This is a genomic window from Vibrio sp. 1F253 (genome assembly GCF_041439295.1).
Taxonomy (GTDB): domain Bacteria; phylum Pseudomonadota; class Gammaproteobacteria; order Enterobacterales; family Vibrionaceae; genus Vibrio; species Vibrio tasmaniensis_A.
This window is the reverse complement of sequence record NZ_JBGONU010000012.1, coordinates 82,891-107,771: the sequence shown is the minus strand read 5'-3', so window position 1 is coordinate 107,771 and position 24,881 is coordinate 82,891. Positions and strand designations below refer to the sequence as shown.

Genomic DNA, 24,881 nt, shown 5'->3' with positions numbered 1-24,881 from the left:
AATGACTAGGCTACTTCCCCCTCGCCGCGATTAAAACGCTTTTATCTCGAACAAAGTTTAACCGCGAAAGGTCAACACGCCCTAAACAAGTGTTCCTTATTGCTGACCTCTTCGTAATGTCAATTTTAAGTAAAGACGCTTGCGATCACACTTCGTAGGCCCAATAGTAATAATATTCACCATAACTGGAACGCTCTTATGTTTAACTCACTTACCTCGTTATTTAAACAATTAGTTGACGGCTCTGATTTAGGCAAAACGCCCACTGCCTCACCTAACTTAGCCATCGCCAGCTTATTATGCGAAATCGCTGGTGCAGACCACGCGATCAACGAATCAGAGCAACAAGCCAAACTGCACTTACTTCAGCGTTTACTGAACATAACCGAAGAAGAATCAAAAGCTTTATTAACACAAGCTGAGCCTCAAGTTGAACAATCTGTTTCTCTGTACGATTTCACTTCTCAACTGCGAGAGCTTTCGCAGCCGGTTCGCATAGAATTAATCAAAGCTATGTGGGAAGTCGCGCATGCGGATGGAGAGATTGACCCACTTGAAGATTCAGTGATCCGTAAAACCGCAGAACTGCTCTACGTTGACCACAGTGACTTTATCAAAACTAAGCTGAACGTCATCGGTAAAAGCTAACCAAAGGCTCTTTACTAGCATTAAGCCTCTGTATTAGCGTAATCGATCGCCATGCATGATGCCTTTGAGCTCTAACGGCGTGCCCTTCTTAGTGACATAAAGGCCGCGCTGATTTGATACCAACACACTGCGCTTGCCTTGTGTTTGTTGAATGTATAAGTGCTTGATATTGAATGTCTGCTTATCTTGGGCTTGATCCTGGTCCAATTGATAAAGGTAGTAGTGATTCCCCCAGCGCAAGAATACACCAAACATCTGCTTAGTTTGAGCGACATTGCCATCCATGTCATAACCAATGTACTGCATTTTGACTCGACCATTTTCCAATCGGAGAGAGATTCTCTCCCACCCGACCATCGGGTATTCTGCGGAAAATTTATAAGTACTTTTGGTTGCGAGCCCAGAGATCAAGCCTACATTTAGAATCACAAAAAGCGTCAATAAGATAGGCATCCAAAATTTACGATTCATACTTATTGCCCTCGCTCATTGTCATTGTCGCCTTCGCAAGAGACAGTTTTAAACTGATGGCTTATCTCTTTCCAATGTCCATTTATCAAGGCGACGGCTTGGATATTTTGACACCCAACGCCAATGCGATGCAGATAGAGCGAATCAACACCGAGCTCTGACACGGCATCCAACTCTTTTATGACGGCTTCATCAAAATTCAAGCTGTCGTGATAAACATCCATACCTCGGTAGGCACTCTTATCTATAAAAAATGCAAACTGATAAAACAGCATGAGAAGAAGCGCGCTGACTACAATTCCGGCAATACGAGATTGGTGACGAGTGAGAAAACTCTTAACCCTTCGCTGTTTATGAAGTTCCCGTTGTTGGGGTAATACAGACTCGCTTTTACTGTCATCACTGCGATCACTGTCAGTATTAAAAACCTCTAGCTCAACGGTTTCATTAGGAACATTAACTTGAGCTACTTGAGTTTGAATAGCAGAAATGGGTGTTGATAGATAACCACCAAGCTGTTGAGGCCTGCTAAAACTGTACCCTTGCTTCTGAACCGTTAAAATTTTGCACTCACAGTTCAGTTCATTCAACGCTGTACGAATGTTCTTTATCGCTACGTTTAGCGAGCTTCCTGTCACCACCCGCCCAGGCCAGCAATGTTCAAGAAGGAAGTCTCGGCCAATCGCTTTCGGGCTATTCATCACCAAATGTTCAAGGATCAAACTTTCGGATGAAGACAAGGTGACCTGCTTGTTAGAGCTCGAATTAATGAGAGTATTGTTATTCAATTCGATACCCGAAGCGTCTAAGGTGATCTTATCAGGGCTATTGGCGTTCATTTCGGCGAGGCGTTCATAAATAAAAGGTCATCAAAAAGGTGTTTATTTGGTCGAGCTAATACCAAACCATACATGGAAAAGAAGAGTAATAAGTTTAGTCAATAATTAAGCCAAATATAAGCTCAGCAAGTAACAAGATAAAATAACAACAAGGTGAGCCAGTCACGAAAACTCACTCACCTATGAACATAGCCAAGTTTAACTCTAAACTTGTCATGGTCCTATATTAAGACCTCGTCGTTACGCAATCTGAAAACGAGGTCACAATTCTGTTCTAGCGAAATTATAGTTCCAGTTTGAATCCAAGTTCACTAATCATAACTTCAGCGAAGCCTAACTTTACTGCATTCAACTGACTGGCAACTCCGCGAGCTTGTTCTTCGTTTTTAGCCAATATCGCCATTGAGTAAATGGGTCTGATCATCGCTTTTTGGTTTGGCTTCTCTTGAGCTATTTCTTGATGTTTTAAGTAAGCAGAAGTAATCACGCCTTGAGCGCTCCAATCGACAACCATTTGTAAATCTTGGCTGATAATCTCATCGACAATGAATTGATTCTCAGGCTCTGTCCAAGCGAGTTCGACTGCGTAGTTTTTGAAAGCGACGTCAGTGTTTAACCACTTATTACCGATGTCTCTCATTTCAGTCACCTCGACAAGCTCTTTGAATTGGAATGGTAGGTTACCAATCAACTCTCGAACGTGCTGTTCACTGTCCGCTTCAATCACAAACTTAATCATCGGAAATTTCTTGTCTCCGATAAAGCTTTCCGATACGAACATATCGTGTACCAAGCCCGCGTCAATTAAGTTAGCAAATGCTTTTTTCTGATGAGGCATCGCCTCAAATACCGCTTGAGCATCGTCGGTTTTCCAAGCGACTGACACACCGTATGCCGCAGCATGGGCATGGGTTGAAAAAAGAGTCGCTGAAAGTAGAAAGCTAAAAATAGCTAAAAAGGTTCCTAGAGTTGTTTTCATTATGTGGTTTCCTGATTAGTCGCGAATGATTTCATACAAGTTAGGGTCAGCAGAAACCCCTTCGATTTTTAAAGGTGGTAGCTCTTTTCTCATCACTTGTATTGCATCATGGAATTGCTTCTTGCTCTCCCATTCAGCGACATTGATAAAGCGGTATGTCGCGTCCGAGCTTAAAGAGCGGTGCAGTTTGGTCGATAGGTATCCGGGTTGCTTCATCAATACGTCTCGCGCATTTTCCCAATACGTTAATGTAGCGGCCTCATGGGCCGGCTCGACTGAAAAGGTATTTATCAATACAATGGGTTGTGCCGAAACCAACGCACTTACGCTTAGCGCCCCCAGTGCCAATCCATACTTAATAATGTTCTTCATCCTATTCTCCTTGTTTTGGGTGAGCTAACGCTACCACCTAGCCCTCCCCAATCAAGGTCGAGACCTGCGATTTAATATTAATTAAAAAGCTAAATTTCAAACCAATATTATTCACTCGTAAAATAAGCGATGTAGCCATTCACTATTGATAAACCACTTGTTGAAATTAGGTTTCTTGGGATAGTCATTGCCCTTAACGTGAATAGTCATTACCCTCAAATAACAGGCACAAAAAAACCACCTAATAAGTAGGTGGCTCTTCATTTTAATAACTCACAAGATTCAGGCTAACTTTAAGTGTTTAACCTTTCAGTATTTAACCAAGCGCCTCTCTGAAATACAAACGATTACAACATAGTCAGCGCAAGCTTTGCCAAGTTATAAGCGTCAACATAACCAGAGTGCTGACGACCTTCCCACTCAATGTTTTTCGCTTCTTGAGCTGCACGGTGACCAATACGTTTTTCTTTCAATCGATTCTGAACTCGATAAAGCGTGGCGATATTCAAGAACTCGCTGAACGGAGGTTCGATGCCTTTCTCAATACACTCTTTGTGTAAGATAAGGTCGTCACGTCCCCACGCTGCATAGATTTTTTTTGGTCCACCGAAGTTCCTAATCATCGACTTGATGACAGATTCTAATGGACGACCTTGCTTTTCGATTTTACGAGGTGTTATGCCCGTTAGCTCGGCGCAGAACAGAGAGACTTCGTCTTTCTCTGGCTTAACGTAGTATTGTGCTCGCTTGACGATAGTGCCAGATGCTAGATCAATTTCAGCAAGACCAACTTCAATGATCTCGCCTGTTGTTCCCACACCGTCTTCGCTCCAACAGCACATTTCCAAATCGAAACATACCACTCGATTGTGATTCATACGTCGCCTAATTCTCTCGTCAAAAATTTTGTCAAATTGTACATGAGCCCAATACAGAACTCGACCCTAGTTGCATCAAGTGCTCATTTAGCCTGCAATTGTAACGCGATTTCGGCCATTTGACTTACTTAGGTAAAGCATACTATCGGTTTTTTGAAGGAGTTCTTCGATGTCTTCTTTACTGCGGATGGTAGCACCGATACTTAGAGTACAACTCAATAGTTGACCTTTATGCTCACAGTGATACTCGCTCACCGTATCCAAAATGCATTCTAAATAACGAGCCAGTGCGTCGTGTTCAATGACGCTCGAAATGATACCAAACTCATCTCCTCCCATACGGAAGACATGATCGCCCTCTTTCAAACTGCCTGAAATCAACTGAATTACATGAACCAGTAAGGCATCACCAGCCGGGTGGCCAAATTGATCATTAATCCCTTTAAATTTATCGACATCAAATCCAATCAAGCTAAACGGCTTGTCACCTTGTATCGCTTTATCGAGCACCTTATTAAAGGCTCGTCGATTATAAATCTCTGTGAGGCTGTCATGATTGGCAAGAAAACGGAGTTCTTCCGTTCTTTCATCAATCATTTTATACAGGCGTACTTTTTCTTGGACTTGCAGTTTAACGATATAAGAAAGCAACAGTGAAATAGTCGTGCCCACGAGGGCAATCCCGGCCAACACCAGGTAACCATTAAACGAAATGCATGAGTCTATCTTGAAGTCGACAACCCATTCACGGTTAGTGAGTGTGATTTTCTTGGTGATATGTTGTCCAGTCACACCCTCATAACCTTTCGTTTCGAACAAGACAGGTGCATCTTCGGCTTCAAAACCGACATCACTAACGCGGACATAAACATTCATATCCCCAACCGTCGAAGCCAGCAAGTTCTCAAAATAGTATGTGGTGCGAACCACACCAATTACAACGCCGAGTAAGTTGTCCCTCTCTCCCTCAAAGACAGGGTGATACACCAACATGCCACTCTTTTTTGTGCCTTTATCTAGCCCATCTTGTATCAAGCGAACTTTGTCTGAAATATTCGCCTTACGTGTCTGTTTGATATTATCTAGAACGAGATCAAATCGCTCTCTAGAAGAGTAAAAGCCAAGAACTTTGTTGTTTGGTTCTGTGTTGGGGAAAATATCGCTAGCAACGAAAGCTGGCTGACCATCCAAAATGTAGCCATAGGTTTTTGCTTGGTTCTTAGGAATGGTATACAGCTTAAAGAATGGGTACTTTTCTTTCATTTTCGCAGTGTGCTCAGCTATCTCGTCTGCGGGCACTTTTTGCATCCACTGCAAGGCAATTAAACTCTTTGAATCATCTATGGTTTGCTTAGCAAAGCGATCAAACTTATCCCAATTTTCAGGGTCATTTGCGTAGAAAAAATTAGCACCAGACCCAATATATGCCACATCATTATCTATAAAGGCTTCCAAGCTCAATGTCTGGTGAGTAGCAAAACTATCCAAATTCATATTCAGCGCACGCTTTTGATTAAGCATGACTAATACAAAGCACAAAACAGTAATCAAAAAACTGACCGAAAATACGACCAACGGGAGAGTTTGTCTCTTCAACCCTGTTAGTGGGTCAGTAGTTTGGGGCATGCGGGTTCCAAATAGGCTCTATTGAATGAAAAGTATATAACGGACGGAAATAATGCTCCATTCATGTTTAGTCCTAAATGTCACATTAAACGGGCATTTTGTAAATTTTACTGCCCCCCATGACCAATAACCAGACAAATCTCGACTAAATTTCAAGCTAACACACTAAAAAGCCACTTGTTTGAAAACATTAAATACACCTCTTAAGCCTTGAATATGCTAGTATCCACCCATATTTATAGCTTGAAAGCGACCGTTTCAGTCTCGTGCTACCGAGTTTCTTTCCAATCTGTATATTCCTTTAAACCGACGAATATACCGTTAAATCAATTTTAAAGAGAAATCACTATGATCGTTGATTTGAACCTAATCCCACAAACGTTTGATATGCTTCACGCAGGCCTAACTGCATCAAGCGTTTTACTACTGCTTATTGCCGTTTCTCGTAAAACCCAAGTGGTTGAGAAAGTCGTAGAAAAGCCAGTAGAAAAAATCGTTGAAGTTGAAAAGCCAGTTGAGAAAATTGTCGAAGTAGAGAAAGTTGTTGAAGTTGAACGTGTAATCGAAAAAATCGTAGAAGTTGAATCTAAGCTGGCAACAGCACCAACAGATTCTGCAATGCAGCTACTGTCTATCATGCAGCAAGAAGCTCGTTTAATTGACTTCCTAAAAGAAGACCTAACTTCATTCTCTGACGAAGAAGTTGGCGCAGCAGCACGTGTAATTCACACTGGCGGTAAAAAAGTGTTAGCCGATTACGTGACGCTTTCTCACATCCGTACTGAAGATGAAGAAACGCGCATCACGGTTGTTGAAGGTTTCAACCCTCAAGAAATTCGCCTAACAGGCAACGTAACGGGCAATGCACCGTTCAATGGCACATTGGTTCACAAAGGTTGGAAAGCAACTGACATGAACCTGCCTAAGCTTGCTGAGAACTACGATGCATCTGTGATTGCACCGGCAGAGGTGGAGCTATAATGGAACACCAAACTCAGCCATCATCACACGAGTCATTTGCACAGACGCATTCACAAGAGCTATCTTCTCAAGAGCAACAGCAAGCGCCTAAGTTCAGTGTCGGTATCGATTTAGGTACTACACACTGTGTTTTGTCTTTCATCGACACAACAAATGAAGACGCTCGCGTTGAGGTGATGCCAATCCCTCAATTGACGGCTCCAGGTACCGTAGAAACTCGCAGCCAACTTGGCTCGTTCCTATACCAGCCGCACGAACATGAAATGAATGCGGGCTCTCGCGTTCTTCCTTGGTCTTCTGAACCTAAAGCGCTAGTCGGTGCGATTGCTCGTAACCTAGGTTCGAAAACCCCTATCCGTTTGGTCGCAAGTGCAAAATCTTGGCTATGCCACGGTGGTGTTAACCGTCGTGATGCGTTCCTTCCAGCAGGCAGCCCTGAAGAAGTTGAAAAGGTATCTCCGCTTAAGACAACTGAGTTGTACCTTGAGCACCTTAAAGATGCTTGGAACCACGCTAACCCAGAACACAAACTGGCAGACCAAGATGTAACGATCACCGTTCCAGCTTCGTTTGATCCTGCGGCTCGAGACCTAACGGCTGAAGCTGCGCGTAATGTTGGTTTTACTCACCTAACGCTTCTTGAAGAGCCACAAGCAGCTCTTTACAGCTGGATTGATAACAGCAACGATACTTGGCGCGATGAAGTGAACGTTGGTGACATCGTTCTAGTTGTCGATATCGGTGGTGGTACAACCGACCTTTCGTTAGTTGAAGTAACACAAGACGAAGGCAACCTAAGTCTGAACCGCATCGCGGTAGGTGAGCATATCCTACTTGGCGGCGACAATATGGACTTAGCGTTAGCTTACCGTCTGAAAATGAAGTTAGCTCAAGAAGGTAAAGAACTGGCTCCTTGGCAGGTTCAAGCGATGACTCATGCGTGTCGTGATGCGAAAGAAGCATTGCTAAATGATGCTGAACTTCAATCTGTGCCCATCGTTGTTCCAAGCCGCGGCTCTAAGCTACTTGGCGCAACACTGAAAACAGAACTGACTCAGCAAGAAGTACAACAAACATTGGTTGATGGCTTCTTCCCACAAGTCGCTGTAACGGATCACCCGGTACAGAAAACTCGTGGTGCACTGACTCAAATGGGTCTCCCTTACGCTCAAGATGCGGGTATTACTCGTCATATTGCCGCATTCCTTTCTAAGCAAGCCAATGCGCTTTCTGGAAATAGCGAAGCCGCTCAACAAGATTTCAACCCGTTTGCAAACATGCCCGGTATGCCCGGTACAGAAGCGCCAGCGGCAGACTTCATCAAACCAACAGCGGTACTGTTCAATGGTGGTGTTCTAAAATCTAACCTGCTTGCTGATCGTCTTTCAGACACGATCAATGAATGGCTAATTAATGCAGACGCTGAATTCGCTAAACAGCTTTCAGGCTTAGACTTAGACCTAGCGGTTGCAAGTGGCGCTTCTTACTACGGCGCAGTACGTCGTGGTCAAGGCGTTCGTATCCGCGGTGGTATCGCTTCTTCTTACTACGTAGGAATTGAAAGCGCGATGCCAGCTATCCCAGGTATGGCTCCTCCAATGGAAGCACTGTGTGTTGCACCATTTGGTATGGAAGAAGGCTCAAGCGTTCAAGTTCCTAGCCAAGAGTTCGGTCTAGTGATTGGTCAGCCAGTACACTTCCAATTCTTCGGTTCAACAACACGTCGTGAAGACCAAGCAGGTACGCACCTTGATCACTGGGCTCCAGAAGATCTTGATGAGCTTCCTGAAATCCAAGTGACACTGCCTGTTTCTGAAGGTCGTCGCGAAGGTGAAGTGGTTCCGGTGACTTTGGCGTCTCGTGTTACTGAATTAGGCACGTTATACCTAGAAGCGATAGCCACTGACAATGGTCAGAAATGGCATGTTGAGTTCGACGTTCGTGAAGACTCGAATAACGACTCAAACGTAGAAGCATAATGAATCAACGGCACCTTAGCGGGTGCCGTTACTTTATCAATGCGATTCCCTAGCCCTGTATTAAAAGCATTCCAAAGACAATAATAAGACCAAAATTATCCATTAACTGGTCATCACTTTGGCAGAATAAGGTTTTGTATGGCATCTCCTCGTTTTTTAGTCGGCATTGACTTAGGCACAACCAATACTGTTGTCGCTTACTGTGAAATCAACGACGACCTACAACATGCTCCCGTTTCTCTTTTCGATATTGACCAACTCATCGGCCCCGGTGAAGTGGTTCGCAAGCCTCTACTTCCATCATTTCGTTATCATCCCGCACAAGGTCAGATCTCCCCTTCCGATCTCACCATGCCTTGGGAACCGAGCTTAGTTGAAGGCGATATTCAAAATGTCATCGTTGGTGAATGGGCTCGCGAACTGGGCGCAAAAGTCGAAGGCCGCCAAGTATCCAGTGCAAAGAGCTGGTTATCTCACCAAGCGGTTGATCGTAACTCCGACATTCTGCCTTGGGCAGGCGCAACTGACGTCGATAAGGTGTCTCCTGTTGTCGCAAGCGCAAGCTACCTTAACCACATCCGTCAAGCATGGAACTACCGTAACCCAAGCAATAAGCTTGAAGACCAAGACGTTGTAGTCACCGTTCCTGCTTCATTCGATGAGACAGCACGTAAGCTGACACTCGAAGCGGCAGCACTTGCTGGTTTAGGTAAGATTCTATTGCTCGAAGAGCCGCAAGCCGTTTGTTATGACTGGTATGCCCGTCACCAACAAACCGCTACAGACGAACTTCAACAGATCCCGCTGATTCTAGTGTGTGATGTTGGTGGCGGTACTACCGATTTAAGTTTGATCGAAGCGAGCTTCAAATCGGATAACGGTGGCAATCAAGAGCTCGCACTCGACCGTATCGGCGTTGGCGAACACTTGATGCTCGGGGGTGATAACCTCGATTTAGCTCTTGCCCACCTTGCAGAGCAGCGCTTCAATCAAAACAAAAAATTGAATGCTTCGAGCCTAACCAAGCTTATTCAGCAGACTCGCGCCGCAAAAGAGAGCCTGCTTTCTGCTAATGCGCCAGACGATGTGAAGATCACCATGCTGGGCAGCGGTTCAAAACTGCTTGGCGGAACGAAGAGTATTGGTTTAACCAAACAAGAAGTTCATCAGATTGCACTAGAAGGTTTCTTCCCGCTTTCAGAGTTTACGGAAGTACCCGACAAACGACGTAGCGCGGTTGTAGAGTTCGGTCTACCCTACGCAGCAGATCCTGCTGTAAGTAAGCACGTTGCCGAATTCCTAGCGACCCACCAGCAAGTATCTAAAGCCGCATTGGAAAAGTCAGACTCTGTTGAGTTTGACGATACCAAACCTGCAATTCCTGTTGGTGTACTACTCAACGGTGGTGTGTTCAACAGTGAGCTTGTCACCGAACGTATTACTCAGTTACTTGGCAATTGGAACGGTGCACCAATCACCGTCTTAGATAACCCTCACCCTGACTGGTCTGTAGCCCTTGGTGCTGTAGCTTTTGGTAAAGCACGCCGTGGTGCACAACTGAAAATCGGTGGTGGTGCCGCTCGTTCTTACTTCTTGCATTTACAAGAGAAGAACAAGATGGGTAAAGCTCTTTGTCTGCTTGCTAAAGGGACTGAAGAAGGCCAAGAGATACGCTTAAACAGCCGTCGTTTCTCGCTGACTTTAGGTGAGCCAGTACAATTTAATCTACTGACTTCAACCCACGATCAAATTGCTCATGACACCGCTATTCAAAATGGTGTGATGGTCAATGTCGACGCTGACTTGTTCTCCCCTCTTCCACCGTATATTTCAACACTGGAAGGTTCAGGTACTGCAGAGCTCCAAGCCAACCAAAAAGAACGCGTCGAAGTATTGCTCGCGTGTCAATTAACAGAAGTCGGCACACTGAAAATGGAGTGTGTGAGTACAGAAGATGACTCTAAACGTTGGTTGCTCGAGTTTGAAGTCAGAAACAAGCAAGGCGATGAGTCTGATACCGCTAAACTTCACCCAAGGCTGGATGAATGTAAGGAATTGATTTCTCGTCTGTACAGCGGCAACAAGAAGAGTGCTGAATCGAAAGAGATCAAAACACTATCGAAAGATCTTGAGAAACGACTCGGTAAGCGTGATGAATGGGACTTCACGACCCTTCGCCATCTGTTTGATACCTTTTCATTAGGTCGTAAACGCCGTCGTCGTTCAGAAGCACACGAGAAGAACTGGCTGCGTTTGGCGGGTTACTCGCTGCGTCCAGGCTTTGGCGATCCGACTGACTCATGGCGTATCGAACAAATTTGGGGCCTTTACCAACAAAACATTCAGTTCCAGAACCACCAAGGTTGGACGGACTGGTGGGTATTCTGGCGTCGTGTTGCGGGTGGCCTGAATCAAGAACAGCAAGAAACCATCTTGGCTGATATCGCGAAGTACCTTCACCCAGGTGCAATGAAGAACCCTAAGACAGCGAAAGATGCGCAAGACAATGGCTATGAAGCCATGGTGAGATTGGCAGCGTCCCTTGAGCAACTCGAGGTGGAAGATAAAGTTCTATTGGCTACATGGTTCTTGAGCAAAGCAATTAACCATAATCAGTTCGAACAGGCTCACTGGTGGGCTCTGGGTCGCTTAGCGTCTCGTACACCTTTATACGGAAGCCAACACAGCGTCATTCCAAGAGAGCAAGCAGAACAGTGGTTACCAAAGCTGCTTGACCAGAATTGGCAGAAAGAGCAAATGATTGCTTTCGCGGCAGTGATGATTTGCCGCAAGACAGGTGACCGACAGTTCGATATCTCTGATGACTACCGTGCTCAAGTTCTTGATAAATTAAAGCAAAGCAAGGTACCTGATTCATGGCTAACGCTAGTGAGTGAAGTCACTGAACTTTCTGAGAGCGAGTCTAAACGCGTATTTGGTGATGCATTACCAAGCGGGTTAAGCCTGATTAATAACTAGGTTTAAAAACGATTAGCTTTAGTTGTTAATGAGTAAAGAAGCTAACGAGAAAAGAAAAAGCCACTCTCGATTCGTTGAAAGTGGCTTTTTTATTGGTGGCTTAAGGCTGGTATGTTTAGTCGACTTATCGCATCTTGGTTAAGAGCCTTAGCCGTATTGCAGTTCATCATTGTTAATGTTTCGTACCTGTTGGGTTGATAGGAAAATCCGTATTTTCATAAATATCAGATAACTTTTTCGGTTTCTTCTCTTTAGCTCCTTGGTTCAATTGATTATGAGTTTCGCTTAAAAGCCATTCCTCATGCATTTTTGCTGAATCCAAAAACTCTGGATCTTCCATTGCTTCCTTGCGAAGTTTATTTACACGTTCGAGAGTATCCCAAATCATAATACTTCACCTCCACTAAGGCAGTAATATTAAGATAGCTCAAACACACAAAACTTCAACTAACCCAATGAGATAGCGATCTCAATTTCGTAATTTTCCCACTTTAAAAAAGTGGAAGCGCTCATTTTCAATTGAGCTCAGACAGTGGGTATTCCCCATGATCTTCAAAGATCATCAGGTATAAAAAAAGCGAGCTTAATGCTCGCTTCTTGTCTGTCTATCTGTTGATCGGATCGCCAACACTCGCACGATTAAATCAAACCAACTTAAGCACGGTTACCAATTTTAACCGTACCATTTGTAGCAAACCAAAGTGCTTCTGAACGACGGCGACCGAGTAAGATAGGGCCATCATCGTAGAACAAAAAGTTTTTCCAATGCTTCTTGAAAACCGACCATTTGGTTTCAAGAATATTGTATTTTTCGTAGCAAAAATAAACAGTTACGTCATCTTGCCAATCAATGAAGTTAAGGATTTCTTCTGGCATTTCAGGCTCATCGGCTTCCCAATTTGCCATCCAGCTGATCTCTTCATTCCAGTTCGACGCTTTGCTTGGCCAATCTTGCGAACTTAGTCTTTCTGCATCCGGGCTTTGAGGGCTCACGTTTTCTTTCCAAAACTGAGATGCTCTCGCCTGTGTCATTGGTTTTATCTTTTCCAAATCTTCAGCGGGTAGTGGCATTGACTGGTGAGTGAAAATCCATTTTCTTTGGTATTCTTCCAAAGTTGTATATGACATCAAAATTCCTCAAATATCTTCTCAGGCTTATGGGCTTACCATGCCTATATGTTCTTTCGATACAGCGATGACTTCATTTTATTTATGTTCTCCGCTGTATCTAAATTCAATGTTTGACACTCACACGGAGCGTTTATCTTGCCAGTTTGGGTTTACCAGTGCCGTCAACACGTGATCTTCCCATTTACCGTTTATCTGTAGATAATCTTTGGCAAAACCTTCTCGAACAAAACCAAGATGCTCTAATACACCCGCACTTCGTTCGTTGTGAGGCATGTAGCCCGCCATTAAGCGGTGCATGTTCTGCACGTCAAACATGTAGTCTTTAGCCATGCTCAAGCCTCTGCGCATGTAACCGTGGCCCTGTGCACTTTGCGCCAATGAGTAACCGACATTACAAGCGTAGAACGGGAAACGAGACAAATTACTGAACGATATGGTACCTAACATTTCATTTGAATCAGCATTAATCAACAAGCAATAATAGCCTAGCCCCAATTTATGGAGTTCGTTTAACTTAATCAGCCGTTGAGCCCAATCCGCTCTGTCAAAGAACGCATCCTCTCGGGTAGGTTCCCAAGGCTTAAGGTACTCTCTGTTCACCTGAAAGTACTCACTAATCATGCTCGCATCATAGATCTCAGCCGTTCGTAAAATTAGGTTGCCATCACGTTTATCAATACGTTGCTGCGTACTCGAATCTTCCATAGTCTTGTTCTTATTCTTTTGTCTCTTTTTCGTTACCGCCTCACTCTTACCGAATTTAGCAGTCTAATATCATCAGCTCTTTCTGATACCGTAATCACGAAGCTTATTCGCAATTGAGGTGTGAGATACATTCAAACGTTTAGCAAGCTTACGGCTTGATGGGAATGACTGATAAAGCTTCTCTAAAATCTGAGATTCATAGTCTTTCATGATCTCGTCTAGCGAGCCGTCTAAGCTTAAATTCGCCATTCCAGCAGTCATAGTGTCAAGCTGTGGCAGGTGGAATTGCTCAACCGTTAACGTATCTGAATCCAACTCTGTTAGTGCACGTAGAACCATGTTGTCTAACTGACGAATATTGCCTGGCCATTGGTAGTTACCTAATTGGTCGATTAGTTCTTGAGTCAACTTTGGTTTTAACATACCTAACTGCTGTGCGTACTTTGCAACGAATAGCTCCAGTAATGGCGCAACATCGTTTGAACGTTCACGCAAAGCAGGAATCGACAAAGTCAGTACGTTCAAGCGGTAGAACAGATCTTCACGAAACGAGCCCGAGTCGGCTAATTCAGAAAGGCGATGGCGCGTTGATGCGATAATACGAACATCCGCGTGCATCTCTTCTTCTTCACCAACACGACGGAATGAACCATCTTGTAGGAAACGCAGCAGTTTGATTTGTAGATGCGGGCTCATTTCGCCGATTTCATCTAAGAATACCGTACCGCCATTCGCTTGTTCAAAGATGCCTTTATGACCTTGCTCATGGTTGAATGAGCCCGGTGCATGTCCAAACAATTCCGTTTCTGCTACGTCATCAGGCATTGATGCACAACTTAGAATCAAAAATGGAAAAGAAGATCGATTTGAACGGTTATGACACGATTTCGCCAGCATCTCTTTACCCGTACCTGTATCCCCTTCAATAAGCAGAGGTTGATCTAGCATGGCCAGTTTCTTAGCTTGACTGATCAAGGCTTTATGGCGATTAGAGACACCAACAAAGTGTTCAAAACCTAGGTTATTCTGTTCAGGGATGGCGTCTGGCGCGTTCATTTCTTGGTTACAAGAACGAATCGTCATTACTGCACTCGCCAGTACCGCCTCGTTGACATCACCACCTAGATAAATAGGCAGAATTTCAATAGAGAAATCTAGACCATCTAGCACCACGACTTCACGGTGACGCGTTACATCGCCTTCAATCCAACGAGCGAAGTTGAAGCTAGGAACGAACGTCGCTAGTGGCTCACCGATCACTTCTTCTTCTTGTTTGTTGAAAAGGTTCAATGCAGCGTGGTTTGCCATGTCGACTGAGCCTTTAAGGTCAATCGCAATCACAGGATCAGGTAGGTTTGCCAGCAGGGCAATCAGTTCTGTGTTATGCCTTTCGCTTGGCATAAACTGGATTTTACGTACATCCTTCACACCTGAAATTCGGCGAATTTCAGCCATAAGTTCACTAAAAGCATCAAAATTAATATCCGGGCAATTTAGGTAAATAATACCTTTAACATCAATTTCGATTCCTCTTAAATCAATGCTTTTTGAGGCCAAGATATCGAGCAACTCACGCGTTAAGCCGAGTCTGTCTTCACACAATACTTCAAGACGCACAAATAGTCCTATTATAGGTGTCAGGATAAGTTGACAGTAGTGTGAATTAAGCTCTAAGTTCAGTCAAGAAGAAGAGTAAACATATGTTTACTCTTCGCTCGCAAATCACTCAACTTCCTTGTGTATATAGACTTTATAGGAAGGTAATTCGCTTTATTTCCTACATTTCAATTTTAAGCACTTCGCTTTACTTTAAGGTAATGCGCTTTATTTCAGAAAGAACGGCTTTGCGAAGGTCGGAGAGTTTTACTTTTCGCTCATTATGCCAAGGCATAGGACGCAGCAATGTCATGGCTTTTAAGCCCAGTCTCGCAGTGAGGATACCGACACCTAGGCCCTGCCCTGCTCGAGCTGAGACTTTGCCTGCAAGATCCATCGAGACGAGGTCCATACTCGCATCAATCGCGAGTTCACTGGCTCCTGCAGCGGCCATGTTGATTAACACCAGTTTAAATAGCTTTATACGAGACCAGTAGCCAAGCTCAATGCCATACACATCAGAAAGCTTGTCTATCATGGTGAAATTACGCCACGCCACCAGCAACATATCAGCAGCAGCCAATGGACTCACTGCAACCAAAGCCGCCGATTCGGTCGAGAACTTAGTGACGATTTGAGTCGCCACTTTATCTTGCTGAGCAACAACCAACGCATCGTACATATCCAACACTTCTGCATCACTGTGTGCTGGGTTAATGCTGTTTCGCCACTTATCGTACGAAGGTGACTCAGCAATAATACCGCCCTGCTTGGCAATGTTTTCACAGAATGCTTTGCCTTTACCAACACTCTGGCTTTGTAACAGCTCTTCACTCTGCTCTTGTACACTGAAATGATCTTTCAGCGAACGCAGCTTCCACAACTCTTTGCCTATTGCGCCTAAACCTAATGAAGCAATGGCAGCGATGAAACCTGCCCAACCTAAAGCTAGCCAGTCAGCGGTTTGAATAGCTGTAATGACAGAGTCAATCGCCTGCCATCCGACTAGGCCAGAGAAAGCGACAAGTAAGCCCGTTCCAAACCACTTCTTCTTTTTGCTCGGTCGAATCACTTGTTTCAATTGCAGCTCAGCGTCTCCATCAAGGTCGGTTTCCACTTGTGGTGCAACGGGCACAAACTTCTCTTGTTCCGTGAATAACTTTTGAGCACCCAAATCTGGGGTAACTTCATTCTTATCCGGCTCATCGAACGAGGTCTTTAAAGGTTCATCAAAGACCTGTTTCGTTTTTAATTCACTCATTTTGATTACCTCAATTACTTCAACTTGTCGCCAATGAGATACTCTAAAACCTTGTCGACTCTCAGATGCTGACAAGGCTCGTCAGAGTGCTGCTCCATCGGCCTAAAGCTCGTAAAATCAAACTGGTTGGTTTCCCAATACTGTTTGTTTGGCAGTTTACGCGGCACCTCTCCCGGATACATGGTTTGAGGGACATTATCCAAAGTCACACCTTGCAACGCCGGAACATTGTCTGAGCCTGACGAGATATAACCCGCGCTGGTCGCTTGAATAGACGCAATGCTCATGCAACTCATGTCGATGTGTTCAAACGCCGCCTGTTGCCAAGCAGGGTGTACCATCTGCTGTAACAGCGATACCAAGTTCGGATGTTGATCCGGTGTCACATGGTCAGCCTTAGTGGCAGCAAACAAGATCTTGTCAATCTTCGGCGCAAACAAGCGTCTTAGCATATTGCTTCGCCCGTACTTAAAGCTCTTCAATAACTGTTCTAACGCACCACGCATGTCCATGAAAGAGTCATAGCCTGCGTTAAGTGGTTGTAAGCAATCCACCAGCACGATTTGTCTGTCGAACGTCGCAAAGTGATTCTTGTAGAACGCTTTGACGACCTTCTCTTGATACTCTTCATAACGCGCTTTTAAAACCGCATAGTTGCTGGTTTTTGAGAACTTACCCTCGGGAGCAGCGCAGGGAAAAAATTGCAGCACAGGCGCGCCTTCAAGCTCACCCGGCAATACGAATCGACCCGGTTGTACCCAGTGCAATCCGTTATCCTTACAAGTATGAAGGTACTGAGTATAGCTATCGGCAATCGCGACCAGTTTCTTTTCTTCTGCTTCGGCTAGCAAGTCAATGTCGCCACGTATTGTGTTCCACTGTTGCGAATAGGTTTCTCTATCGCCTTTCAACGCGGCAAATTGAGATTGACTCCAAGTATCAAAATCCATGTCCAACAAAGGTAAATCAAGCAGCCATTCGCCCGGATAATCAACAATATCGAGATAAAGGGTGCTGTTTTTACTCAGCAGCTTCTTTGCGCCTTTAGCTGGCTTATATTTAATTGCTAGACGAATCTCACTAACATCTCGCGTTGGCACTGGCCATTCTGGTGGTTGTGCATTCAACGACTCCATCGCTTCATCATAAGAGAAACGTGGGATCATCATGTTTTGTTGCGGGATGCGCTTTGCGCCAATAATTCTGCCATCTCTCGCCGATGCAAGTAGAGGCAGATTTTTGTGGGTAGACGTATGAAGAAGCTGATTAACCAGCGAAGTAATGAATGCTGTCTTACCCGCACGAGAAAGCCCCGTGACCGCTACTCGAATGTGAGAATCCGTTCCTCTGCTTATAAAGTCACTCATTTCTTGAGTTAGGTGTTTCATTTGAACGACTCCATGATAATTAGGCCAGTCGGTTATGATAATAGATAGGCTAGCCTATGTTCTTTCCCTTTTAGGGTTGTTTGTATTCTTTTGCTTGTTCTTTTACTAATAGTGGTGAGTATGCAATACCCATTCTTAATGCTAGATGAATAAAAGCCCCTGACTACATTCATAATCAGGGGCTTTAGAATTTGTCTGCGATATCTGACTCTTAATCGTCTTCAATCAACTTGTAGATAACAAACAGTGCAATCTCTGCGATTAGCCAAAGTGCACAAGTAATCGTCACGTATTTATTATCAAAGATACTGATCCCTTTCAAGATCAGGTCGTAACCAACAAAAGCACCAATCACCACTGCCAAGATAATCTGTAGGATCTGAATAAAACGAGGCATTCCTCTCTCCTATGTTCTTATATCAAACTATGTGTTTATCACTATATCATTGATAATAAGACAAAAGTGCAAATAATGCTGCACTTTTGTCTTCAACTTTCTGTCAAGATTTGCAATTCAAACGCTGAAGCTAGTGTCTATTACGATTTTTTGACTTCGGTAAATTATGCTTTTTCAGCTTCAGCAATTTTCACTTTCCACGTGTCAGGGCCGATCTGATGCGCGTTCACGCCGTTAGAGTCAACCGCAACCGTTACAGGCATATCTTCAACTTCAAACTCGTAAATCGCTTCCATACCGAGATCTTCAAACGCAACCACACGTGCTTTCTTAATTGCTTTTGCAACAAGATAAGCGGCGCCTCCAACAGCCATTAAGTAAACTGACTTATGTTGTTTGATTGATTCAACGGTCGCAGGGCCACGCTCTGCTTTACCAATCATGCCCATAATGCCTGTTTCTTCTAGCATCATGTCGGTGAACTTATCCATACGAGTAGACGTTGTCGGGCCAGCAGGACCTACCGCTTCATCGCCTACTGCATCAACTGGGCCTACGTAGTAAATGAACTTACCTTTCAGGTCGACACCTTCTGGTAAACCTTCACCACTTTCAAGCATGCCTTGAATACGCTTATGCGCTGCATCACGACCGGTTAAGATCTTGCCTGATAGAAGAACCGTTTCGCCGGTCTTCCACTCTTGAACGTCTTCTTTAGTAATTTCATCAAGGTTAACACGGCGTGTATTCGCGCCTGCTTCCCAAGTAATATCTGGCCACTCTTCTAGCTTAGGTGGCGTTAGTTCTGCGGGGCCGCTGCCATCTAGAGTGAAGTGTACGTGACGCGTTGCCGCACAGTTCGGGATCAAGCAAACAGGTTTAGATGCTGCGTGCGTTGGTGCTGTTTTGATTTTCACGTCAACCACAGTCGTTAGACCGCCAAGACCTTGTGCGCCAATACCCAGTTTGTTTACACGGTTGAAGATATCTAAACGAAGCTCTTCTTCTGCGTTCTCTGGGCCTTTGTCGATAAGCTCTTGGATATCGATGTGTTCCATCAGAGATTCTTTAGCGAGTACCGCGGCTTTCTCCGCCGTACCGCCAATACCTATACCTAGCATACCCGGTGGACACCAGCCCGCGCCCATTGTTGGTAGCGTCTTCTCTACCCACTCTGCAATATCATCAGAAGGGTTAAGCATTACCATCTTGGTTTTGTTCTCAGAACCGCCGCCTTTTGCCGCGATTTGAATTTCAACTTTGTTGCCTGGAACCATATTAATGTGAACAACCGCTGGTGTGTTGTCTTTGGTATTAATACGCTTACCTGCAGGGTCCATTAGGACAGATGCACGCAATGGGTTATCTGGACTGTTGTAAGCTTGACGAACGCCTTCATCAACCATCTGTTGTACTGTTTGATCCGTTTCCCACCTAACATCCATACCGATGTTCACGAAACAAGTAACAATACCCGTATCCTGACAAATTGGACGATGGCCTTCCGCAGACATGCGTGAGTTGATAAGAATCTGAGCAATAGCATCTTTAGCTGCTTGGCTCTCTTCTTTCTCGTACGCTTTTTCTAGGGCTTGGACAAAGTCTAAAGGGTGATAATAAGAAATGTACTGAAGTGCGTCAGCGACACTGCTGATCACATCTTGCTTACGAATAACCGTCATTGCATGCCTCTTTATTGTTCTGGTTCCATGTGGGGTCTTGGTTTGACTGTTTTTGTCTAACCGGATTAGTTGGCTTAGCTTTTTATTATGTTGAGCTGTATTTAGTTGCTTTAGCAATCGCTTGCATAGCTGTAAACTAAACCATGTAGTTTGCACCGTTCTAATCAAGAACCCATTTTATTTTCAATTTATGATACTCTTGCTTCCTCTCACACGCCATGCAGTGATCGAACTCTTTGTCACAAATTAAACAAATGAATAACAACGAATTTCGCTCTATCCAAATCAAGCCGCTTGAATATCAATCAACTTTAGCTAAACAGCTGTTTTCTCATATTGAAAGCGTGCCGTGGGCAATGCTATTACGCTCTGCCTCAGAAAGCCACGTCGATAGTCGATACGACATTTTAGTTGCTCAACCCATCGCCACCTTCGAGACAATCGGTGCAAAAACGACCGTCAATGTTAATGAGACGTGCGAGGTTTCAGAGTCAGACCCTTTCGAACTACTCGACCAATATCAGCAGCAATTACTACCCGCAATCAGTGAGCACCCTGAACTGCCTTTCGTTGGTGGTGCTTTAGGGTATTTTAGTTACGATTTAGGGCGACGAGTAGAAGCTCTTCCCTCTCTTGCTAAGCGTGATATTTCTGCACCAGACATGGCGGTTGGATTATATGAATGGGCTGTGATTGTTGATCATAAGCTTAAAGCTGCGTTCCTTGTTGGGCAAAACATTGATACCCATTGGGATTGGTTAACTCAACAACAATCGCCAAGCCAACAAGCAGAACAAGCAGAACGAACTCATCAGAAGTTTGGATTAACCACCCCATGGCAATCCAATATGACTGAACAAAGTTATGCCAATAAATTCGATAGCGTTCAAGAGTACTTGTTGTCGGGTGACTGTTATCAGATAAACCTTGCTCAGCGCTTCAATGCCCAATACCAAGGCAGTGAATGGCTCGCTTATGAAAAGTTAGAGAAGTACAACTCAGCTCCATTCTCTGGTTTTATCCGTTTAGCAGGCTGCACCATTCTCAGTGTCTCACCTGAGCGTTTTTTAGAGCTCAATAGTGGCACCATTGAAACCAAGCCAATCAAAGGGACACGTCCTCGTTCTGAAAATTCCATGATTGATGACGCTAATGCTCAAGACCTGTTGAATGCTGAGAAAGATCAGGCAGAAAACCTGATGATCGTCGACCTGCTTCGTAATGATATTGGCCGAGTCGCAAAGCCGGGATCGGTTCATGTACCAAAGCTATTCGATATAGAGAGTTTCCCTGCTGTGCACCACTTAGTGAGCACGATAAGGGCAGAGCTTGATGTCCATCATTCAGCACATGACCTATTAAGGGCTTGCTTTCCCGGGGGGTCGATTACCGGCGCTCCAAAAGTTCGCGCGATGCAGATCATTGAGGAGCTAGAGCCTCATCGTCGCTCGGCGTATTGCGGTAGCATTGGTTATATCAGCCGTAATGGCAGAATGGACACCAGCATTACGATTCGTACCTTAGTGGCAGAAAACAATACGCTTTATGCTTGGGCTGGAGGAGGTGTAGTATTTGATAGTGATTGTGCTTCTGAGTACCAAGAGACTCTTGATAAGCTGAGTAGAATATTGCCTGTACTGGCTGATAGATAAATTTAATCTAGATTTATTAAGACGGGTTATTAAAAACAGCTAAAAAGCCAATCTGGAAAGTACTTTAATATTAAAAAAGCTAAGTGGGCAATCACCTACTTAGCTTTTCAATAACACTAGCCTAGAAGGTGTATGTTGTAGCCAAATAGAATGAGCCTAGTGTGTGAACGTTAGATAACTCTTTGTTCTTTTCATCTTTCACTTTGATATCAGCTGCTTCCCAATCAATACCTGCACGTAATGCTAGAGCTGGTGCAGCAGGAATTGCATACTCTACGCCCACCCCCATTTTTATACCAGATACGGTTGATGACTTAGTCGCAAAGTATTTATTATTACCACTGTTTTCAATTTCTGAATTTAAAAAGCTATAACCTAAAAGTGCATAAGGTCGAAGACCAATATCGAACGTATAACCAACATTCGCAGCAACGCTAATTGAACTAAAATCTGTTGTGAATGCTTTTGAACTGCCTACTTTTGTTGTAGACGTTCCATATTTAGTATATTGACCTTCGATACCAATAATACGGTTGATCTGATAACCGGCAATGAGTTTATAAGAAGGTGATTCAGTTTCAGTTGTTGTGGTTTTGCGAGTTATGGCCTTACCAAAACCACCATCATCAAGTTCAGTTGAACCAGCTCCTACTCCGATATAGAAACCATTTGGGTCTTTTTGTGCAGCCACTGCAGATAAAGGTGCAATTAGAGCAAGCGTCACTATCATTTTTTTCATATCGAATCCATTTTTATAGTTTTTCAAACCTCCTTAATATAATTAATAAAAGCGACCAATAAAGTAAGTGAACGTATAGCATTGTCAGCTCACTTGTTACATTGACAATATACTCAAGACATTAGAAACAAATCAATAACGTTGCATATTCACTCACTAAAAAGGCAATGATATTTATTAGCCCCACTTATTCAGCATTATCACTAAGTCGTTAGCGGTATAGGGTTTACTCAATATATCGTCCATACCAGATTCAATACACAACTCTCGCTCTTCTTTTGTCGTACCAGCGGTTAATGCAATAATTGGTTGGCTATACCCTGAACTTCGCAGTTTCTTCGTCGCTTCAAAACCATCCATGACTGGCATCCGGCAATCCATAAACACAATGTCATACTCATTATTCGACGCTAATTCCAACCCTTCTATACCATTACCGGCAATCGCTGGCTCTATTTCGTATTTGCGTAGCATTTGTTGGATGATGATCTGGTTCATCTTAATATCATCAACCACCAGCACTTTAAGCAATGTCAATTCAACCTCAGACTCAAAACCTTTGGCGACACTATCGCGCTCAGCCAGTGTATCGACAACTTGAAGAGGGAGTGAAATGGTAAATGTCGTACCCGAACCAACAATACTGCTCACCTCAATGTCTCCCCTCATTAACGCAGCTAGCTTGCGACAAATCGCTAAACCAAGCCCTGTCCCTTCGTAATTTCGGCTACTTGAGTTATCGGCCTGTGTAAAAGGTTCAAACAGTGTCTTAATAGCAGATTGAGCAATACCAACGCCACTATCCTCAACAGAAAAAATAAATTGGTCGTTAAGCCATTTTATCTCTACGCTCACATGGCCTTGATCGGTGAATTTAATTGCATTGCCGATTAAGTTCACGAACAATTGAGTAATACGCTCTAAGTCACCGTAGAAGTGACTGGGTACCCCATCGGTTACATTGACATCAAACTGGATCTGCTTTTCAATCGCTCGATTGGTAAAAATACTATCAATGGTATTTTTCAAATCTTGGAGTGCAAATGTTTTGGGAATTAATTCCAGCATACCCGCATTGATTTTACTGTAATCGAGAAGGTCATTAATGATGGTTCTAAGAAACTCACCGGATTGGCTCAAGTTATTCACGATCTCACGTTGAGAACTGCTCAGTTCGGTGTCGCTTATCAACTCCGCACTACCAAGAAGACCATTGAGTGGGGTTCTCAATTCATGGTTAATCATGGCGACAAAGTCACGCGTTGCCCTTTCGGACTCTTCCGCTCGTTTACGTGATTCTATATTTCGGTTAATCGCAAGTTGATGAGTTAACGCACTGCAGATAAGGTCCGTCACTAACAACAGTTGGCTTTGGATGAATTCGTAGTCTTGATCTAACAACCTGACCTGAACGATTAACGCGCCCACAATCACTTTTTCGACCTCTAATGGCACGGTAAGCAAGCAACCTTGCCAATGAGGTTCTTGAATGTCTTTCTCTATTACCTCGACTGTTTCATCACCATAGTCATGGGTTTGTAACTGAGGGATTAGATTGGGGGGTAACACCAAGCGACTGGCTTCAATTAGATAACTGTTAGTTACACTCGCCGTCAATTGGGACAACATCACGTCATCGAGATCACTCCTCAGAAACGCGCGTCCGAAATCAATCAACAGGTTGTCGATTTGTTCTTGGAATTCGATCCGTCGAATATTCGCATTTGAACGCTTTTCTAATTGGCGCAACGCAAGTTCAAGCTGTTGATTGGCCTCAAACAGTTCGAGACTCTTTTGCTCCAACAAGGCTTCAGCCGCTTCCCGTGCTGCTATTTGACGTTTCAGTTTTTTCTCTTGGGCAGATGCCAGATCCATATCACTTTTCTACTTTGAGATTAAACCTAACCACACTTTGGTCATCATTCTGAGGTGTCATTTCTACCACGATGGTTTCACCATGATAGTCAGCACACCCCTCGATTAATCCCAAACAAACGTGAGACATACATCGTGCGCTTTTATAGTCAAAAACAAGTTGCGCTTCGGTCGTGGTGATAAAGCTAAATTGTGGAGGCTCAGCATCTGGGTAGAGCTTCTTCACTTCTACGTGAATGTAACGCTCTACGTGCTGAATAAATTGAAAAGTGGTGTTGCTATGGGCGAGGCTCGCTTTATTCGGTAATGAGGCCAGTAAGTTCTTAAAAACCGATTGTCCAAAAACACGTTGCAGGCTCGCTGCATCAATATCGGTTTTCTTACTCAAGTTTATAATCAATCGAACAAGATCTTTGTGGTCGTAACTTCCGACTGATGTGTAGATCCCTTCATCTTCTGACATCTCTAGAACTTCTTCCAAAAGCTCTAATCCAAACTTGTCTTCAACAAGCTCTAAAAATTCGGTGAATATGATTCCTTTCATTTCATACCTTTTCTTCTATTTCTTTTTAGAATGGTCCACTAAGTCATTGTTATCAAATTCTTAAACAGAAAATGTACGTTTCATCACCCAATTTATGACATGGATAACGCTTACTAGTAGAAGTACACATATTCAAATATAGCAAAATCCGTCACTCTT

Annotated in this window: 22 protein-coding genes; 5 read left to right on the top strand and 17 right to left on the bottom strand. The window is 43.9% G+C overall.

All coding sequences use genetic code 11. The features are described 5' to 3' along the window. Positions 1 to 198: 198 nt before the first annotated feature. Positions 199 to 648, top strand: a complete 450-nt coding sequence (locus ACED28_RS08750) for a TerB family tellurite resistance protein (RefSeq protein ID WP_371709669.1) — start codon at positions 199 to 201, stop codon at positions 646 to 648. A gap of 33 nt (positions 649 to 681) precedes the next feature. Here the strand turns inward: ACED28_RS08750 and ACED28_RS08745 are convergent, their stop codons facing one another. The 6 genes from ACED28_RS08745 to ACED28_RS08720 all read right to left on the bottom strand — a co-directional run bounded on the left by ACED28_RS08745 (position 682) and on the right by ACED28_RS08720 (position 5,813). After that, complete coding sequence (locus tag ACED28_RS08745) at positions 682 to 1,119, bottom strand: hypothetical protein (RefSeq protein WP_371709668.1); 438 nt, start codon at positions 1,117 to 1,119, stop codon at positions 682 to 684. Positions 1,120 to 1,121: 2 nt separating this feature from the next. Then, positions 1,122 to 1,823, bottom strand: coding sequence for a transcriptional regulator (locus tag ACED28_RS08740; protein ID WP_371709671.1), 702 nt, complete (start codon positions 1,821 to 1,823; stop codon positions 1,122 to 1,124). Between the two features lie 418 nt (positions 1,824 to 2,241). Further along, on the bottom strand, positions 2,242 to 2,937 hold the full coding sequence (locus ACED28_RS08735) for a hypothetical protein (protein WP_371709667.1): 696 nt from the start codon (positions 2,935 to 2,937) through the stop codon (positions 2,242 to 2,244). Between the two features lie 15 nt (positions 2,938 to 2,952). Continuing rightward, positions 2,953 to 3,309: an antibiotic biosynthesis monooxygenase gene (locus ACED28_RS08730; protein ID WP_371709666.1), complete on the bottom strand. Its 357-nt coding sequence runs from the start codon at positions 3,307 to 3,309 to the stop codon at positions 2,953 to 2,955. A gap of 347 nt (positions 3,310 to 3,656) precedes the next feature. After that, the gene (locus tag ACED28_RS08725; RefSeq protein WP_371709665.1) at positions 3,657 to 4,187 is read right to left on the bottom strand and encodes an exonuclease domain-containing protein; all 531 of its coding nucleotides are present in this window, start codon (positions 4,185 to 4,187) and stop codon (positions 3,657 to 3,659) included. 87 nt (positions 4,188 to 4,274) lie between these two features. Next, positions 4,275 to 5,813, bottom strand: coding sequence for a diguanylate cyclase domain-containing protein (locus ACED28_RS08720; protein ID WP_371709664.1), 1,539 nt, complete (start codon positions 5,811 to 5,813; stop codon positions 4,275 to 4,277). A 348-nt stretch (positions 5,814 to 6,161) separates the two neighbouring features. On the opposite strand from ACED28_RS08720, the gene ACED28_RS08715 reads away from it, so the two are divergent. From ACED28_RS08715 to ACED28_RS08705, 3 genes are all read left to right on the top strand, one after another. After that, entirely contained in the window at positions 6,162 to 6,794 is a 633-nt protein-coding gene (locus ACED28_RS08715; protein ID WP_009847020.1) for a DUF2760 domain-containing protein, read from the top strand. Next, positions 6,794 to 8,773 carry an Hsp70 family protein gene (locus tag ACED28_RS08710; RefSeq protein WP_371709663.1) on the top strand — a complete coding sequence of 660 codons (1,980 nt, stop codon included), beginning with the start codon at positions 6,794 to 6,796 and terminating at the stop codon, positions 8,771 to 8,773. Before ACED28_RS08715 ends, ACED28_RS08710 begins: the two co-directional genes overlap by 1 nt. A 138-nt stretch (positions 8,774 to 8,911) precedes the next feature. Next, a complete protein-coding gene (locus ACED28_RS08705; protein ID WP_371709662.1) occupies positions 8,912 to 11,752 on the top strand; it encodes an Hsp70 family protein in 2,841 nt (946 codons plus the stop codon). 172 nt (positions 11,753 to 11,924) lie between these two features. Here the strand turns inward: ACED28_RS08705 and ACED28_RS08700 are convergent, their stop codons facing one another. From ACED28_RS08700 to ACED28_RS08665, 8 genes are all read right to left on the bottom strand, one after another. After that, on the bottom strand, positions 11,925 to 12,140 hold the full coding sequence (locus tag ACED28_RS08700; RefSeq protein ID WP_009847023.1) for a hypothetical protein: 216 nt from the start codon (positions 12,138 to 12,140) through the stop codon (positions 11,925 to 11,927). A 266-nt stretch (positions 12,141 to 12,406) separates the two neighbouring features. Further along, on the bottom strand, positions 12,407 to 12,880 hold the full coding sequence (locus tag ACED28_RS08695; protein WP_029222863.1) for a DUF2947 domain-containing protein: 474 nt from the start codon (positions 12,878 to 12,880) through the stop codon (positions 12,407 to 12,409). A 120-nt stretch (positions 12,881 to 13,000) separates the two neighbouring features. Further along, complete coding sequence (rimJ, locus tag ACED28_RS08690; RefSeq protein WP_009847025.1) at positions 13,001 to 13,588, bottom strand: ribosomal protein S5-alanine N-acetyltransferase; 588 nt, start codon at positions 13,586 to 13,588, stop codon at positions 13,001 to 13,003. 72 nt (positions 13,589 to 13,660) lie between these two features. Next, entirely contained in the window at positions 13,661 to 15,205 is a 1,545-nt protein-coding gene (tyrR, locus tag ACED28_RS08685) for a transcriptional regulator TyrR (RefSeq protein WP_102249796.1), read from the bottom strand. Between the two features lie 187 nt (positions 15,206 to 15,392). Further along, positions 15,393 to 16,445 carry a YcjF family protein gene (locus tag ACED28_RS08680; protein ID WP_371709661.1) on the bottom strand — a complete coding sequence of 351 codons (1,053 nt, stop codon included), beginning with the start codon at positions 16,443 to 16,445 and terminating at the stop codon, positions 15,393 to 15,395. Between the two features lie 14 nt (positions 16,446 to 16,459). Further along, positions 16,460 to 17,833 (bottom strand): YcjX family protein, encoded by a 1,374-nt coding sequence (locus ACED28_RS08675; RefSeq protein ID WP_371709660.1) that lies wholly within the window; start codon positions 17,831 to 17,833, stop codon positions 16,460 to 16,462. A gap of 211 nt (positions 17,834 to 18,044) precedes the next feature. Beyond that, complete coding sequence (locus tag ACED28_RS08670) at positions 18,045 to 18,230, bottom strand: hypothetical protein (protein WP_004734731.1); 186 nt, start codon at positions 18,228 to 18,230, stop codon at positions 18,045 to 18,047. Positions 18,231 to 18,394: 164 nt separating this feature from the next. Further along, positions 18,395 to 19,912, bottom strand: coding sequence for a fumarate hydratase (locus ACED28_RS08665; protein ID WP_371709659.1), 1,518 nt, complete (start codon positions 19,910 to 19,912; stop codon positions 18,395 to 18,397). A 254-nt stretch (positions 19,913 to 20,166) separates the two neighbouring features. Between ACED28_RS08665 and pabB the strand changes: the two genes are divergently transcribed. Then, positions 20,167 to 21,564, top strand: a complete 1,398-nt coding sequence (gene pabB / locus ACED28_RS08660) for an aminodeoxychorismate synthase component I (protein WP_102249792.1) — start codon at positions 20,167 to 20,169, stop codon at positions 21,562 to 21,564. 121 nt (positions 21,565 to 21,685) lie between these two features. On the opposite strand, the gene ACED28_RS08655 is transcribed toward pabB, so the two are convergent. The 3 genes from ACED28_RS08655 to ACED28_RS08645 form a co-directional block, all read right to left on the bottom strand. After that, on the bottom strand, positions 21,686 to 22,303 hold the full coding sequence (locus tag ACED28_RS08655) for a porin family protein (protein WP_009847031.1): 618 nt from the start codon (positions 22,301 to 22,303) through the stop codon (positions 21,686 to 21,688). A 177-nt stretch (positions 22,304 to 22,480) separates the two neighbouring features. Further along, positions 22,481 to 24,178 (bottom strand): ATP-binding protein, encoded by a 1,698-nt coding sequence (locus ACED28_RS08650; protein ID WP_371709658.1) that lies wholly within the window; start codon positions 24,176 to 24,178, stop codon positions 22,481 to 22,483. 1 nt (position 24,179) lies between these two features. Further along, complete coding sequence (locus ACED28_RS08645) at positions 24,180 to 24,722, bottom strand: heme NO-binding domain-containing protein (protein ID WP_017096742.1); 543 nt, start codon at positions 24,720 to 24,722, stop codon at positions 24,180 to 24,182. Positions 24,723 to 24,881 lie beyond the last annotated feature (159 nt).

What these genes read in the sequence shown, in the direction of transcription:
- ACED28_RS08750 (WP_371709669.1), top strand. Translation starts at nt 199, where the DNA reads ATGTTTAACTCACTTACCTCGTTATTTAAACAATTAGTTGACGGCTCT.
- ACED28_RS08745 (WP_371709668.1), bottom strand. Translation starts at nt 1,119, where the DNA reads ATGAATCGTAAATTTTGGATGCCTATCTTATTGACGCTTTTTGTGATT.
- ACED28_RS08735 (WP_371709667.1), bottom strand. Translation starts at nt 2,937, where the DNA reads ATGAAAACAACTCTAGGAACCTTTTTAGCTATTTTTAGCTTTCTACTT.
- ACED28_RS08730 (WP_371709666.1), bottom strand. Translation starts at nt 3,309, where the DNA reads ATGAAGAACATTATTAAGTATGGATTGGCACTGGGGGCGCTAAGCGTA.
- ACED28_RS08725 (WP_371709665.1), bottom strand. Translation starts at nt 4,187, where the DNA reads ATGAATCACAATCGAGTGGTATGTTTCGATTTGGAAATGTGCTGTTGG.
- ACED28_RS08720 (WP_371709664.1), bottom strand. Translation starts at nt 5,813, where the DNA reads ATGCCCCAAACTACTGACCCACTAACAGGGTTGAAGAGACAAACTCTC.
- ACED28_RS08715 (WP_009847020.1), top strand. Translation starts at nt 6,162, where the DNA reads ATGATCGTTGATTTGAACCTAATCCCACAAACGTTTGATATGCTTCAC.
- ACED28_RS08710 (WP_371709663.1), top strand. Translation starts at nt 6,794, where the DNA reads ATGGAACACCAAACTCAGCCATCATCACACGAGTCATTTGCACAGACG.
- ACED28_RS08705 (WP_371709662.1), top strand. Translation starts at nt 8,912, where the DNA reads ATGGCATCTCCTCGTTTTTTAGTCGGCATTGACTTAGGCACAACCAAT.
- ACED28_RS08700 (WP_009847023.1), bottom strand. Translation starts at nt 12,140, where the DNA reads ATGATTTGGGATACTCTCGAACGTGTAAATAAACTTCGCAAGGAAGCA.
- ACED28_RS08695 (WP_029222863.1), bottom strand. Translation starts at nt 12,880, where the DNA reads ATGTCATATACAACTTTGGAAGAATACCAAAGAAAATGGATTTTCACT.
- rimJ (WP_009847025.1), bottom strand. Translation starts at nt 13,588, where the DNA reads ATGGAAGATTCGAGTACGCAGCAACGTATTGATAAACGTGATGGCAAC.
- ACED28_RS08680 (WP_371709661.1), bottom strand. Translation starts at nt 16,445, where the DNA reads ATGAGTGAATTAAAAACGAAACAGGTCTTTGATGAACCTTTAAAGACC.
- ACED28_RS08675 (WP_371709660.1), bottom strand. Translation starts at nt 17,833, where the DNA reads ATGAAACACCTAACTCAAGAAATGAGTGACTTTATAAGCAGAGGAACG.
- ACED28_RS08670 (WP_004734731.1), bottom strand. Translation starts at nt 18,230, where the DNA reads ATGCCTCGTTTTATTCAGATCCTACAGATTATCTTGGCAGTGGTGATT.
- ACED28_RS08665 (WP_371709659.1), bottom strand. Translation starts at nt 19,912, where the DNA reads ATGACGGTTATTCGTAAGCAAGATGTGATCAGCAGTGTCGCTGACGCA.
- pabB (WP_102249792.1), top strand. Translation starts at nt 20,167, where the DNA reads ATGAATAACAACGAATTTCGCTCTATCCAAATCAAGCCGCTTGAATAT.
- ACED28_RS08655 (WP_009847031.1), bottom strand. Translation starts at nt 22,303, where the DNA reads ATGAAAAAAATGATAGTGACGCTTGCTCTAATTGCACCTTTATCTGCA.
- ACED28_RS08650 (WP_371709658.1), bottom strand. Translation starts at nt 24,178, where the DNA reads ATGGATCTGGCATCTGCCCAAGAGAAAAAACTGAAACGTCAAATAGCA.
- ACED28_RS08645 (WP_017096742.1), bottom strand. Translation starts at nt 24,722, where the DNA reads ATGAAAGGAATCATATTCACCGAATTTTTAGAGCTTGTTGAAGACAAG.